At 57.5% G+C, this 13,339-nt stretch carries 11 protein-coding genes; 3 read left to right on the forward strand and 8 right to left on the reverse strand.

What is annotated here, in order from left to right; genetic code table 11:
- Positions 1 to 75: 75 nt before the first annotated feature.
- Complete coding sequence (gene iagB, locus F3J31_RS08090) at positions 76 to 510, forward strand: type III secretion system invasion protein IagB (RefSeq protein WP_048027141.1); 435 nt, start codon at positions 76 to 78, stop codon at positions 508 to 510.
- Between the two features lie 150 nt (positions 511 to 660).
- Positions 661 to 2,472 carry a chitinase gene (locus F3J31_RS08095; RefSeq protein WP_045908411.1) on the forward strand — a complete coding sequence of 604 codons (1,812 nt, stop codon included), beginning with the start codon at positions 661 to 663 and terminating at the stop codon, positions 2,470 to 2,472.
- Positions 2,473 to 2,585: 113 nt separating this feature from the next.
- On the opposite strand, the gene F3J31_RS08100 is transcribed toward F3J31_RS08095, so the two are convergent.
- The 4 genes from F3J31_RS08100 to poxB form a co-directional block, all read right to left on the reverse strand.
- Positions 2,586 to 3,599 carry an NAD(P)-dependent oxidoreductase gene (locus tag F3J31_RS08100; protein WP_032649241.1) on the reverse strand — a complete coding sequence of 338 codons (1,014 nt, stop codon included), beginning with the start codon at positions 3,597 to 3,599 and terminating at the stop codon, positions 2,586 to 2,588.
- 92 nt (positions 3,600 to 3,691) lie between these two features.
- Positions 3,692 to 5,128 (reverse strand): SDR family oxidoreductase, encoded by a 1,437-nt coding sequence (locus F3J31_RS08105; protein WP_167212419.1) that lies wholly within the window; start codon positions 5,126 to 5,128, stop codon positions 3,692 to 3,694.
- Positions 5,129 to 5,138: 10 nt separating this feature from the next.
- A complete protein-coding gene (gene ltaE, locus F3J31_RS08110) occupies positions 5,139 to 6,140 on the reverse strand; it encodes a low-specificity L-threonine aldolase (RefSeq protein ID WP_167212422.1) in 1,002 nt (333 codons plus the stop codon).
- A 38-nt stretch (positions 6,141 to 6,178) separates the two neighbouring features.
- Entirely contained in the window at positions 6,179 to 7,897 is a 1,719-nt protein-coding gene (gene poxB / locus F3J31_RS08115; protein ID WP_023343670.1) for a ubiquinone-dependent pyruvate dehydrogenase, read from the reverse strand.
- 151 nt (positions 7,898 to 8,048) lie between these two features.
- Here poxB and F3J31_RS08120 point away from each other — a divergent pair, with 151 nt between their 5' ends.
- Positions 8,049 to 8,483 (forward strand): DoxX family protein, encoded by a 435-nt coding sequence (locus F3J31_RS08120; RefSeq protein ID WP_045908406.1) that lies wholly within the window; start codon positions 8,049 to 8,051, stop codon positions 8,481 to 8,483.
- Between the two features lie 90 nt (positions 8,484 to 8,573).
- Here the strand turns inward: F3J31_RS08120 and hcr are convergent, their stop codons facing one another.
- From hcr to aqpZ, 4 genes are all read right to left on the reverse strand, one after another.
- Complete coding sequence (gene hcr / locus F3J31_RS08125; RefSeq protein ID WP_167212425.1) at positions 8,574 to 9,542, reverse strand: NADH oxidoreductase; 969 nt, start codon at positions 9,540 to 9,542, stop codon at positions 8,574 to 8,576.
- Between the two features lie 10 nt (positions 9,543 to 9,552).
- The gene (gene hcp, locus F3J31_RS08130; protein WP_167212428.1) at positions 9,553 to 11,205 is read right to left on the reverse strand and encodes a hydroxylamine reductase; all 1,653 of its coding nucleotides are present in this window, start codon (positions 11,203 to 11,205) and stop codon (positions 9,553 to 9,555) included.
- A gap of 144 nt (positions 11,206 to 11,349) precedes the next feature.
- A complete protein-coding gene (locus F3J31_RS08135) occupies positions 11,350 to 12,249 on the reverse strand; it encodes a lysine exporter LysO family protein (protein ID WP_045908403.1) in 900 nt (299 codons plus the stop codon).
- 170 nt (positions 12,250 to 12,419) lie between these two features.
- The gene (aqpZ, locus tag F3J31_RS08140) at positions 12,420 to 13,115 is read right to left on the reverse strand and encodes an aquaporin Z (protein ID WP_008499998.1); all 696 of its coding nucleotides are present in this window, start codon (positions 13,113 to 13,115) and stop codon (positions 12,420 to 12,422) included.
- Positions 13,116 to 13,339 lie beyond the last annotated feature (224 nt).

The following is a 13,339-nucleotide window of genomic DNA, read 5'->3' on the forward strand; positions in this document are numbered from 1 at the left end:
TCGGGGGTGACCAACACTTCAGAATGATCGCTAATTATGAGCAGGAAGAGGTTCAGTATTTAAGAGCAGGTGCTCATGAAACGCGTGATTTTATTTTTATTGCTGTTTAGTCAGAGCGTATTTGCGAACTGTTGGGATAATGCCGGACATTATTATCACGTCGATCCGTGGCTGTTATATGCGATTGCCAAAGTGGAATCCGGAATGAATCCCTACGCGGTAGGCTGGAACCACGACGGCACGCGTGACGTCGGGTTGATGCAGATTAACAGCTCGCACTTCAGCGAGTTAGAGCGGCAGGGGATTGATGAGAACCAGCTTATGACTGAGCCCTGTACCTCTATTATGGTCGGCGCGTCCATTCTGTCCGGGATGATAAAAGTGTATGGCTATAACTGGGAAGCGGTAGGCGCCTATAACGCCGGGTTGAAAAAAGAAAATTATCCGCAGCGCATGCGTTATGCCCATAAAGTGTGGGCGAAGTATCAGCAAATAAAGTCGGGTAAATAACGATGGCGTCATTTTTGTTTTTTGAAGAATTCCTTTTGGTGTTCTTCAGAAAATGAAAAAGAACCACACTCTCAGGCTTATTTATTAAGGGAGTAATACATAAGCCGGGAATGTACTCACCCTAGTTGCTTAAATACAGGATTATTTGAAATGACGAAAAGGACATTACTGAGCGTTCTCGTGGCGGGAGCATGCATTGCACCCTTTATGGCGCAGGCTGCATCACTGCAGGCGGCCAGCAGCGAGCCGTACACCATGAAAGCCAGCGATCTGGCGAAAAAGGAAAAAGAGCTGACCAATTTCCCGCTGATGGTTTCGGTGAAAGACACCATTGCGACCCTGGACAACAGCCTCGTTGAGCAGATTGAGCCAGGTCGTGCGTCGAACCCTGACAACGTCAAGCGCGTTGAAGGGATCGTGAAGGCCAGCGACTGGGAATATCTCTTCCCGCTGCGCGCTCAGTCTTACACCTACAGTAACTTCCTGAAGGCTGTTGGTAAATTCCCGGCACTGTGTAAGACCTATAACGATGGTCGCGACAGCGACGCCATCTGCCGTAAAGAGCTGGCGACCATGTTTGCCCACTTTGCGCAGGAAACCGGCGGTCATGAAAGCTGGCGTCCGGAAGCCGAATGGCGTCAGGCCCTGGTTCACGTTCGTGAAATGGGCTGGACTGAAGGTCAGAAAGGCGGCTATAACGGCGAATGTAACCCTGACATCTGGCAGGGACAGACCTGGCCATGCGGTAAGGACAAAGACGGCGACTTCGTAAGCTACTTTGGCCGCGGCGCAAAGCAGCTGTCTTACAACTACAACTACGGTCCGTTCTCGGAAGCGATGTTTGGCACCGTCCGCACCCTGCTCGACAAACCTGAGCTGGTGGCGGATACCTGGCTGAACCTGGCGAGTGCGATCTTCTTCTTCGCCTATCCGCAGCCGCCAAAACCAAGCATGCTGCAGGTTATCGACGGCACCTGGCAGCCAAACGATCACGATAAAGCCAACGGCCTGGTTCCTGGCTTCGGCGTGACCACCCAGATCATCAACGGTGGCGTAGAGTGCGGCGGCCCGACCGAGATTGCCCAGTCTGAAAACCGCATCAAGTACTACAAAGAGTTCGCGAACTACCTGAAAGTGCCAGTTCCGGCGAATGAAGTGCTGGGCTGCGCCAACATGAAGCAGTTCGATGAAGGCGGCTCCGGCGCGCTGAAGATCTACTGGGAGCAGGACTGGGGATGGAGTCCGGATACGCCGGACGGTAAGACCTACTCCTGCCAGCTGGTGGGTTACCAGACGCCGTTCAGCGCGTTCAAAGAGGGTGACTACACCAACTGCGTTAAGAAGTTCTATAACGTGAACATCATTAACGATGACGGCTCGGCAGTGACCCCAGGCGAAGACAAAACCCCGGCAGACACCACGCCGCCAGCGGATACCACGCCAGCGGAAGATACCACCCCTGTTGAACCGGCAACCGTGAATCACGCCCCTGTGGCGCAGATTGCGGGCCCAATCGGGGCAGTTGAAGCGGGTGCGCAGGTTTCCCTGAGCGCGGAAGGTTCCACAGACGCCGACGGTAACAAGCTGACCTACACCTGGCGTTCCCAGGATGGCCAGACCGTGACCGGTCAGGACAAAGCGGTGGTGACCTTCAAGGCACCAGAGTCTGCAACGGCTCAGCAGTACGAAATCGGCCTGACCGTCAGCGATGGCGAACTGACCAGCACCACGTCCTACCTGCTGAACGTGAAAGCGAAAGCCACGTCTAAGGACGAAGGCACTTCCGGCTCTTACGCCGCGTGGAGCGCGAACAGCAAGTACAACGCAGGTGATATCGTGAACAACCACGGTAAACTGTTCCAGTGCAAACCGTTCCCGTACAGCGGCTGGTGTAACAACTCTCCGGCATACTACGAACCAGGCGCTGGCCTGGCGTGGGCAGATGCCTGGACAGCTCTGTAAAAGCAAACGGCAACCCTCGGGTTGCCGTTTTCGTACATGAGGCTAATGGGGCGAGGGGGCAGTACGGAGCAGTTGTAGGCCCGGTCAGGCGAAGCCGCCACCGGGCAAAAAGGCTAGCGATGAAGCTTCCCGTGATCCCGTAACCACGCCGCCGTGCGCATAATCCCTTCATCCAGCGTCACAACCGGTTTATACCCCAGCTCATTCTCCGCCCGCGAAATATCCAGCGTGAAGTCAAAGTTGAGTTTAGAGACGCCGTAATGCGTCAGCGCAGGCTCTTTGGCTGTTTTACTGCCAAAGCGCTCCATGCTGCGGGCAATCATATCCAGCATGGGATAGGGAACAGAACGGATACGGCAGTCGATCTGCAGCTCGTCGATCAGCCGCTGCACAATGCTGCGCAGCGTGCAGGGTTCGCCATTAGTGATGTTATAGGCGCGACCGGAGATCAGCTTATCGCAGTCCGGCTGGCTGGCCAGCCACATGGCGTGAACGGCATTTTCGTAATAGGTCATATCCACCAGCGCATCGCCGCCGCGCGGCAGCAGCACGCTGCCGTAGTGGTGCATCATCTGCGCCAGACGGGGAATAAATACCTTGTCGTGCGGCCCGAACAGGCTCTGCGGACGCAGGACCGTAAAGCGAGTATGCGGGTTTGACTGCGCCAGCAGGTCAATGACCTCTTCGCTGGCCGCCTTGCTGCGGGCAAATTCACAGGCAAAGCGGGCAGGGCGGAAATCTTCCTGCACATCGCGATGGTGGTGATAGTCGAAATAGAGTGACGGTGACGAGATATGAATAAAGTTACGCACGCCCCAGGCAACGGCCCATTCACCCAGACGGCGGGTGGCCCGCACGTTGGCGAGATCGAAGGCTTCCTGGGTCCCCCACGGGGAGGTAAAACTGGAACAGTGCCATAGCGTGTCGATACCGGCGAGCATCACTTTCGCCTGCGAGGAGACGAGCTCCGTCAGGTCGGCATGGACGAACTCTGCGCCCATTTTTTGCAGCAGTTTACCCATCGCTTCGTTGCGACCGGTAGCCCTGACGCTGATGCCTTTATTGCGCAGAAATTCGACCGCATTTCGGCCTAAGCCGCTGGTCGCCCCGGTAACCAGTACCTTCATAGCTATCCACTGTGTTGAAAAGAATTTCGTGCGCATTCTTTCGTGAATTACGGCGCTATGCAATGGGAAAGGTGAAAGAAAGAGAGTTTTATTTAGATCTTTTCCGTCTTTTGTTCTGCCCGTTGCGCAATGCGTTTCGCCATGCCCCGGAAGATAAACAGGTGGGCAGGGATCATCAACAGCCAGTAGAACAGACCCGGCATTCCGTGCGGATGCCACCATGCGCGGACGTCCAGTTCACGATGATCGCCTTTGTCTTTCAGGGTAAAGCAGAGTCGGCCCAGCCCCGGGGCTTTCATGCCGAACAGCAGTGCCAGCTGTTTTTCCGGCTCGACAATAATCACCTTCCAGCTGTCAACCGCGTCACCCACCTCAAGATACGGGCGTGCCGGGCGGCCTTTAGCCAGCCGGTGGCCCACCAGCAGGTCCATTGCCCCGCGCGTTTGCCAGAGGAGATTACCGAAGAAATACCGTTCTTTGCCGCCAATCTGGTTCACCACCTCCCACAACGCGGCCAGGCTGGCGCCGGTTTTCACCGTACAGCCCGCCTGTTTCGGGTAATAACCATACTCCGGCCGCCAGCGGGCAAAGGCCTGGGCGTCGTAACCCCAGTCGCTGGAGTTCACCAGCTTTTCTTCTTCCTTGAGCGTATTGCGCACGGCATCGTCAAAGCGGATCAGGTCCTGGGGAATTAAGACGCGCAGCGCGCGATCGTCGGCCAGTAAATCATGCTTCAGCCCCTGAATAAGCGCTTTGGCGGTTGTCGGCGGCACCGAGGTGATCACATTCAAAAACCACACCGAAATCCAGCGGGTCGGGAAGGGAATGGGGATCAGCCAGCGGCGGCGTCCGCTGACGCGCATGAAATGTTCGAACTGCTCCTGATAGCTCAGCACGTCCGGGCCTGCCGCCTCGAGCACGCGGTGTTGCTCCGCCGGATGATCCAGCAGGGCCACCAGATAATGAAGCAGGTTCTCCAGCGCAATCGGCGTGGTGCGCGAACGGACCCAGCGCGGCGGCGTGAGCACCGGCAGGTTGTAGACCATATCGCGCATCACTTCGAAGGCGGCAGAGCCTGCGCCGACGATGATCCCGGCGCGCAGTTCGGTGACGGGGATATTTGCCCCCCGCAGGATGTCCGCCGTCAGCTGGCGGGCGCGCAGGTGATCGGACTGCTCGTGTTCAGGTGCCTGGAGTGAACTGAGAAAAATCACCTGCTTCACCGGGGTTTGCAGCAGGGCATCGCGGACATTCATCGCCACCTGACGCTCGTGGGCGATAAAATCCCCGCCTTCGCCCATGCTGTGTACCAGGTAGTAAAGGGTGTCGACCCCGTCCAGCAGCGCGGGAAGCGACTTTGGCCAGTTGAGGTCAACGTTGTGACAGGTAACGCCCGCTAAACTGAGTTTTTGCAGGCGTTCGGTGTTGCGTGCCGCAGCCAGCACCTGGTGCCCCTGCTGGCTTAACGCCGCGGTGAGATGCTGACCGATATACCCGCTGGCGCCGAGCACCAGAATGCGTTGCGGCATGTGCTGCTCCTTATCGCTGTAAAAACGCCTGCCAGTGTTTCACCACCTCGGTTAGCTGCTCGCGGCTGACGTCGAGATGCGTGACCAGACGCACGACAGGCGAGGCGTTGATCAGCACGCCACGTGCTTTCATGAACTCGCCAAGCGCAGCGGCGTGGTCATCGCCCACGCGAACGAACAGCATGTTAGTGTCGTGGCGCATCACGTCGGCGCCAATTTCACGCAGCTGCGCCGCCATCCACGCGGCGTTGTCGTGATCGTCCTTCAGGCGCGCCACATTGTTTTTCAGGGCATACAGCCCCGCAGCTGCCAGAATACCCGCCTGACGCATGCCGCCGCCGGTCATTTTGCGCCAGCGGTTGGCACGCTTGATGTAGTCCGCATTGCCGACGAGCAGGGAACCCACTGGGGTGCCCAGCCCTTTAGAGAGGCAGATGGTGAACGAGTCGCAGTATTGCGTAATCTCTTTCAGCTCGCAGCCGTACGCCACCACGGCGTTGAAGATGCGCGCGCCGTCCACGTGCAGGCCCAGCCTGCGTTCGCGGGTAAACTCCCATGCGGCTTTCAGGTATTCGCGCGGCAGCACTTTGCCGTTGTGGGTGTTTTCAAGGCTGAGCAGCCTGGTGCGGGCAAAGTGAATATCATCGGCTTTGATTTTCGCCGCGACCTTGTCGAGCGGCAGAGTGCCGTCCGGCGCGGCGTCAATCGGCTGCGGCTGAATGCTGCCGAGCACCGCAGCACCGCCGGCTTCGTAGAGGTAGTTATGCGCGCCCTGGCCGACAATGTACTCTTCACCGCGCTCGCAGTGGCTGAGCAGCGCCACCAGGTTGGCCTGCGTGCCGGTGGGCAGGAACAGGGCGGCCTCTTTTCCGCTCAGCTCTGCGGCATAGCGCTGCAGTTCGTTTACCGTCGGGTCGTCGCCGTAGACGTCGTCCCCGACCGGGGCGGCCATCATCTCTTCGAGCATGGCGCGACTCGGGCGGGTAACGGTATCACTGCGTAAATCAATCATGGCATGTCCTTATATTTAAAAAGGCGATGCCAGATGTTTTACCTGAGCCAGTTGGTTTTTGCCAGTTCGATCACCTCGTCACCGCGACCGCTGATGATGGCGCGCAGCATGTACAGGCTAAAGCCTTTGGCCTGCTCAAGCTTGATCTGTGGCGGGATGGCCAGCTCCTCTTTGGCGACGACCACATCCACCAGCACCGGGCCGTCGATGGAGAAGGCGCGCTGCAGGGCTTCATCCACCTCGGAGGCTTTCTCCACGCGGATGCCGGTGATGCCGCAGGCCTCGGCGATGCGGGCAAAGTTGGTGTCGTGCAGCTCGGTGCCGTCCGTCAGATAGCCTCCAGCCTTCATCTCCATCGCCACGAAGCCCAGCACGCTGTTGTTAAAGACCACGATTTTCAGCGGAAGCTTCATCTGCACTACCGACAGGAAATCGCCCATCAGCATGCTGAACCCGCCGTCGCCGCACATCGCCACCACCTGGCGCTCCGGCGCTGTCGCTTTTGCGCCCAGCGCCTGCGGCATGGCGTTAGCCATCGAGCCGTGGTTGAACGAGCCGAGCAGACGGCGCTTGCCGTTCATTTTCAGGTAGCGTGCCGCCCAGACGGTTGGCGTGCCTACGTCGCAGGTGAAGATGGCATCGTCGTCCGCGAAATGGCTGATCTGCTGCGCCAGATACTGCGGGTGAATGGCTTTGTCGCTCGGTTTGGCGAGATCGTCCAGACCCTTGCGGGCATCGCGATAGTCGCTTAGCGCTTTATCGAGGAACTTGCGATCGGTTTTCTCTTCCAGCAGCGGCAGCAGGGCGGCAAGGGTGGATTTGATGTCGCCCACCAGCGCCATATCGACCTTGCTGTGCGCGCCGATGCTGGCCGGGTTGATATCAATCTGAATGATTTTGGCGTCCGTCGGGTAGAACGCGCGATACGGGAACTGGGTGCCGAGCAGGATCAGCGTGTCGGCGTTCATCATGGTGTGGAAGCCGGAAGAAAAACCGATCAGTCCGGTCATGCCCACATCGTACGGGTTATCGTATTCGACGTGCTCTTTGCCGCGCAGGGCGTGGACGATCGGCGCTTTCAGTTTACCAGCAAATTCCAGCAGCTCCTTGTGCGCGCCCGCGCAGCCGCTGCCGCACATCAGGGCGATATTGCTGGCGTAACGCAGCAACTGCGCCAGTTTTTTCAGCTCCTCCTCGGCTGGCGTTACCACCGGCTGCGGGGCGTGATACCAGTGGGTGCTGGCCCCTTCTGGCGCAGCCTTGAGGGCCACGTCGCCCGGAATAACGACCACCGAAACGCCGCGATTCAGCACGGCCTTGCGCATGGCGATCGCCAGAACCTGCGGGATCTGCTCCGGGGATGAAACCAGTTCGCAATAGTGGCTGCATTCACGGAACAGCTCCTGCGGATGCGTCTCCTGAAAATAGCCGCTGCCGATTTCGGACGAGGGGATGTGGGCGGCAATCGCCAGCACCGGCACGTGATTGCGGTGGCAGTCGAAGAGGCCGTTGATCAGGTGCAGGTTACCCGGCCCGCAGGATCCGGCGCAGACGGCCAGTTCACCGGTAAGCTGCGCTTCAGCACCTGCGGCGAACGCGGCAACCTCTTCATGGCGGGTCGGCATCCATTCGATGGTCTTCATCTTGTTAAGGCTGTCGCTGAGTCCGTTCAGGGAATCGCCGGTGACGCCCCAGATGCGTTTTACGCCAGCCTGTTCGAGCGTTTTCGCTATATATGCAGCCACGGTTTGTTTCATGGTTGTCCGTCTCCTTTTTGTGATAACGCTTACAAGCTTAGAAGAAAGTCTCCGTATTGCCCGTCAAATCCCCCCAATTAAAAGGTGCTTTTCACGCGCAATTATTCGGCATAATCTGGTGATATCTCAGTGAAAACAGGAATCATTTCAAATGGTTAAATCATTGTTAATTGCTGTTAATGAAAAGCTATCGTGCGACGATCTTGGCAAACTCTTGTTACGACTTGCCGTCGGCGGGCTGATGCTCTTTCACGGTTTGCATAAGCTGTTTGGTGGGGTGGGCTTTATCAGCGGCATGCTGGTGGAGAAAGGGCTGCCGGGGTTTATTGCCTACGGCGTGTTGATTGGCGAAGTGGTGGCGCCGATCCTGATTATTGTCGGGCTCTTTACGCGCCCGGCCGCGCTGGTGCTGGCGTTTACGATGATCGTGGCATGGCTGATGGTGGGAATGGGGGAAACGCTCGCCCTTGATAAGGTTGGCGCATGGGCGATTGAAAGCCTGGTGTACTTCTTTATCGGCTCGCTGGCGGTGGCGTTTTTAGGCGCAGGGCGGTTTGCGCTGGGGAAAGCGCCTGCGTGGCGGTAGGGCGGTTGTAGGCCGGGTAAACGTAGTGCCACCCGGCAAAAAGCCCGGTGGCGCTGACGCTTACCGGGCCTACGATCGAAAGCATAACCTTTATGCGAGGACGAGATCACCCTGTGGATGGCACGAGCATGCCAGCACGTAACCCTCGGCAATTTCCGCGTCGGACAACGTCATGGTGCTGGTGACGGTGTACTCCCCGGAAACCACCTTCGTTTTACAGCAGCCGCACACCCCGGCGCGGCAGGCCGCCGCCACCGGCACGTGGTTGCTTTCCAGCGCCTCCAGCAGCGTGCTCCCCACGCGGCCAAAGAAGGTCTGCGCAGGCTGCAGTTTGGTAAACGTAATCCCGCTGGTTGCTGCTTCCGCCACCGGCGTGAAAAACTGCTCTTTGAAGAAGCGGGTCACGCCGAGCGCTTTCACGTCTTCTTCCACGATAGCCATGTACGGCGCCGGGCCGCAGGTCATCACCGTACGGTTCGCAATGTCCGGCACGCTTTGCAGCAGCTCGCGGCTCAGGCGACCGGGCACAAAACCGTGCGTCGCGTTGTGCTCAGCCACCAGCGTCACCGGGTAATCACGCCACTCCTCGGCAAAAATGACATCGTCCGGAGATCGCACGCTGAAGATCACCTGCACGTCGGCCTGCGGGCGGTGTTTTGCCAGCCAGCGGCGCATTGACATAATCGGCGTTACGCCACAGCCTGCCGCCAGCAACAGGAATTTCTCTTCCGCTTTGTCGTCACAGGTGAACTCACCCTGCGCATCGGACAGCCAGATATAATCCCCGCACTTCACGTCCCGGGTCAGCCATTCTGAACCGGCCCCGCCTTCAATGCGACGGACGGTAAGCGTGATGTACTCGCTCACGCCCGGCGTGGAAGAAAGGGTGTAGGCGCGCAGGGTGTCTGCCGAATGGCGAACGCTAACCAGCGCATACTGACCCGCACGGTACGGATAGTAGTCGTGGCACAGCAGCGACAGCGTCCACACATCCGGCGTCTCCTGATGGATGTGATGAACCTGCATGCGCCACGGGCAGTGTGAGGTTGGCATGGTCATGAGTTACTCCTTACGCGCTCAGCAGTTGCTTCATATCGTCTTCAACTTTGGTCACGGAGCGCAGACCGAATTTTTCATTGAGCACCGCCAGCAGGTCCGGCGTCAGGAAGCCTGGCGCAGTCGGGCCAGTCACGATGTTAGTCACGCCCAGAGAGAGCAGGGTCAGCAGAATGACAATCGCTTTCTGCTCAAACCACGAGAGCACCAGCGACAGCGGCAGGTCGTTCACGCCGCAGCCCAGTTTCTCCGCCAGGGTAACTGCCAGAATGATGGCCGAATAAGCATCGTTACACTGGCCCGCATCGATCAGGCGCGGCAGACCTTCGATGTCGCCGAAGTCCAGCTTGTTGAAACGGTATTTTCCGCACGCCAGGGTCAGGATCAGGCAGTCTTCCGGCACGCGGGTGGCGAAATCGGTGAAGTAGTTACGCTCGCCGCGCGCGCCGTCGCAGCCGCCGACGAGGAAGATGTGGCGCAGCTTTTCACGGCTGACGAGGTCAATCAGCGAATCGGCGGCACCGAGCAGGGTTTCACGACCGAAGCCGACGGTGATCAGATGCGGGATCTCGCTGTACGGGAAACCCGCCATCTGCTGCGCCTGGGCGATAACCGGACCGAAATCGTCACCTTCAAGATGGCTCACGCCCGGCCAGCCGACGATGCTGCGGGTCCAGATGCGGTCGTCATACGCGCCCACGGTCGGGTCGATGATGCAGTTAGAGGTCATCACGATAGGGCCAGGGAAGCGGGCAAATTCCACCTGCTGGTTCTGCCAGCCGCTGCCGTAGTTACCGATCAGGTGCTTAAACTTACGCAGCTCCGGATAGCCGTGCGCCGGCAGCATTTCACCGTGGGTATAGACGTTAACGCCGGTGCCTTCGGTCTGCTTCAGCAGGTTGTAGAGATCTTTCAGGTCATGACCGGAGATCAGAATACATTTACCCTCGGTCGCTTTGACGTTGACCTGCGTTGGGGTCGGATGGCCGTAGGTGCCGGTTTCACCGGCGTCCAGAATACTCATCACCCTGAAGTTCATCTGCCCGATTTCCATCGAGCACGCCAGCAGCGCGTTCATATCGGCAGGCCAGGTGCCCAGCCACGCCATGATTTTATGGTATTGCGCGTAAATGTCGTTGTCGTATTGACCGAGCACGTGCGCGTGCTCCATATAGGCTGCCGCGCCTTTCAGGCCGTACAGGCACAGCAGGCGAAGGCCGAGAATGTTCTCGCCAATCGCCGCTTTGTCTTTATTCGGCGTGAATTCTGCCGCCTGACGCTGCAGCTCGCCCAGATCGTCGCTCACCAGCTGAAGGTCTGACATCGGGTTTTCCACGCGGGCGCTGGCATCCGCCTTCAGACACTGCGCCTTCAGCGCTTCACGCAGGGCAATGGCTTCGCGGGCATAGCCAACAATGCGCGGAGAGTCGAAGTTAACGTTGGTCAGCGTGGAGAAGAAGGCGCGCGGGGCGAAGCTGTCGACGTAGTGGTCGATGATGCCATATTCGCGGGCTTTAAACGCCCATGTGGAAAGGCCTTGCAGGGCCGCAATCAGCAGGTCCTGAAGGTCAGATGTTTCTGCGGTTTTGCCGCACATACCCTGTGCGTAAGAGCAGCCATTGCCTGCCGGGGTACGGATGGTTTGTTCACATTGCACACAAAACATAATCACACCTGTTAAAGTTATATTTAATATACATGTTTAAGGTTATGCCTGTGCCAGAACGGTGAAAAGGGCTTTTTACTACAAAATAGAGGGAGATTGATTTAGCGCAATTTTGGCGGCAGGAACCCTACCGCCAAAGAAGTATCACGCCGAGAAGACGGCCATCAGAACCGGAACCAGCAGGCTTAAAATAAAGCCGTGAACGATGGCGGCGGGCACCATCTCCAGCCCGCCAGAGCGTTGTAACACTGGCAGGGTAAAGTCCATCGACGTCGCGCCGCACAGGCCCAATGCGGTAGAGCGGCTGCGGCGAACCAGTCCCGGGATCAGCATAATGGCGAGCAGTTCACGCGCCAGATCGTTAAAGAAGGCGGCGCTGCCGATCACCGGACCGAATGATTCGGTCAGCAAAATACCGGAGAGGGAATACCAACCAAAACCTGACGCCATCGCGAGGCCGGTTTTCAGCGGCAGGTCGAGAATAAAAGCGTTAATCACGCCCGCCACCATGGAGCTGGCGATAACAATGACCGCGACCATCATTCCCCGACGGTTCAGAACAATTTGCTTCAGCGTCATGCCATTATTTCGCAGCTGGATACCGATCAGGAACAGCAGGAAGATCAGTGTATATTCACTGGCCTCTGTTGCGTGCTGTAAAAACGCCCAGCCGGTCAGCCCAAGAAGAAAACCGAGCACCACGACGCCGCACAGTTTTAATGATTCCAGCGCCATCGCAATTCGGGAAGGCAGCTTTTCCTGATGATGATGGTTTTTCCACGGAACGGTGCGCTCAAGCCAGAATAATGCGGCGATATTACACAGCAAAATAACCACCACGGTGACCACCGAATAATGCAGGATGGAAAGCAAATTCGTCGCCAGATTATCCAGAAAGGCCAGGCTTATCCCCATAAAGAAAAGAATGACGTAAACAATCCAGCTGAGAAAACGGTTGATGAGCCGTAATGCGGATTCTCTGTGCAGCGGAATAAGGTAGCCCACAATCAGGGGCAGCAGAATAATGAGGAGTCCTGAAAACATGAACAGCCGGTCCTTTTGAGTATCTGTTGAGCGCCAGAGACACTACCCAATAAAGACTGTTCAGTAAAGCGGCAATAAAAAAGCCGGGTGGCGGCTGCGCCTTACCCGGCTTACAAGTGCACTCTCACGTAGGTCGGGTAAGCGTTAGCGCCGCCCGACACCGCGCGCAATTAATCGCGTTTTTCCAGCAGGGTGCGGTACAGCACGCCACCCAGGATACCGCCAATAATCGGCATGACCCAGAACAGCCAGAGCTGCTCAAGCGCCCAGCCACCCTGGAAGATAGCGACGGCGGTACTGCGTGCCGGGTTAACGGAGGTATTGGTGACCGGAATCGAAATCAGGTGAATAAGGGTCAGCGCCAGACCAATCGCAATAGGGGCGAAGCCTGCTGGCGCGTGTTTGTCGGTTGCGCCGTGGATCACCAGCAGGAAGCCTGCGGTCAGCACAATTTCAATCACGATGGCAGACAGCATGGAATAACCGCCCGGAGAATGCTCGCCGAAGCCGTTAGAGGCGAAGCCGCTGGCCGCCGCGTCGAACCCGGCTTTACCGCTGGCAATCACGTACAGAACGCCCGCTGCGATAATACCGCCAACCACCTGGGCGACAATATAACCAATCACCTCTTTCGCCGGAAAACGACCGCCGGCCCATAAACCTAACGTTACTGCCGGGTTAAAATGACCGCCGGAAATATGCCCCACGGCAAAGGCCATGGTTAATACGGTCAAACCAAATGCCAGCGCGACGCCGACAAAACCGATACCTAATTCCGGGAATGCTGCTGCCAGAACGGCGCTACCGCAGCCACCAAATACCAGCCAGAATGTACCAAAGCATTCTGCAGCCAATTTTCTAAACATAACCACCTCAAATAATTTTCCGCACGCTTTCCCGCGCGCGGGATATATCGCCATAAAGGGATGACGACTCAAAGAGTCCGTATTTTAAAAACCAACAACACCCCTTCGCCACTTAAATAAATTCGATTAATTTGATTTAAGGCAATGTGATGTCAATCCTTGTTCAAATCAGCGGTAAATAGAGCATAGACCAATTCTCGCCACGGTGAATGTTGTGCTGTCGT

Source organism: Enterobacter sp. Acro-832 (assembly GCF_011752745.1).
Lineage (GTDB): Bacteria > Pseudomonadota > Gammaproteobacteria > Enterobacterales > Enterobacteriaceae > Enterobacter > Enterobacter quasiroggenkampii.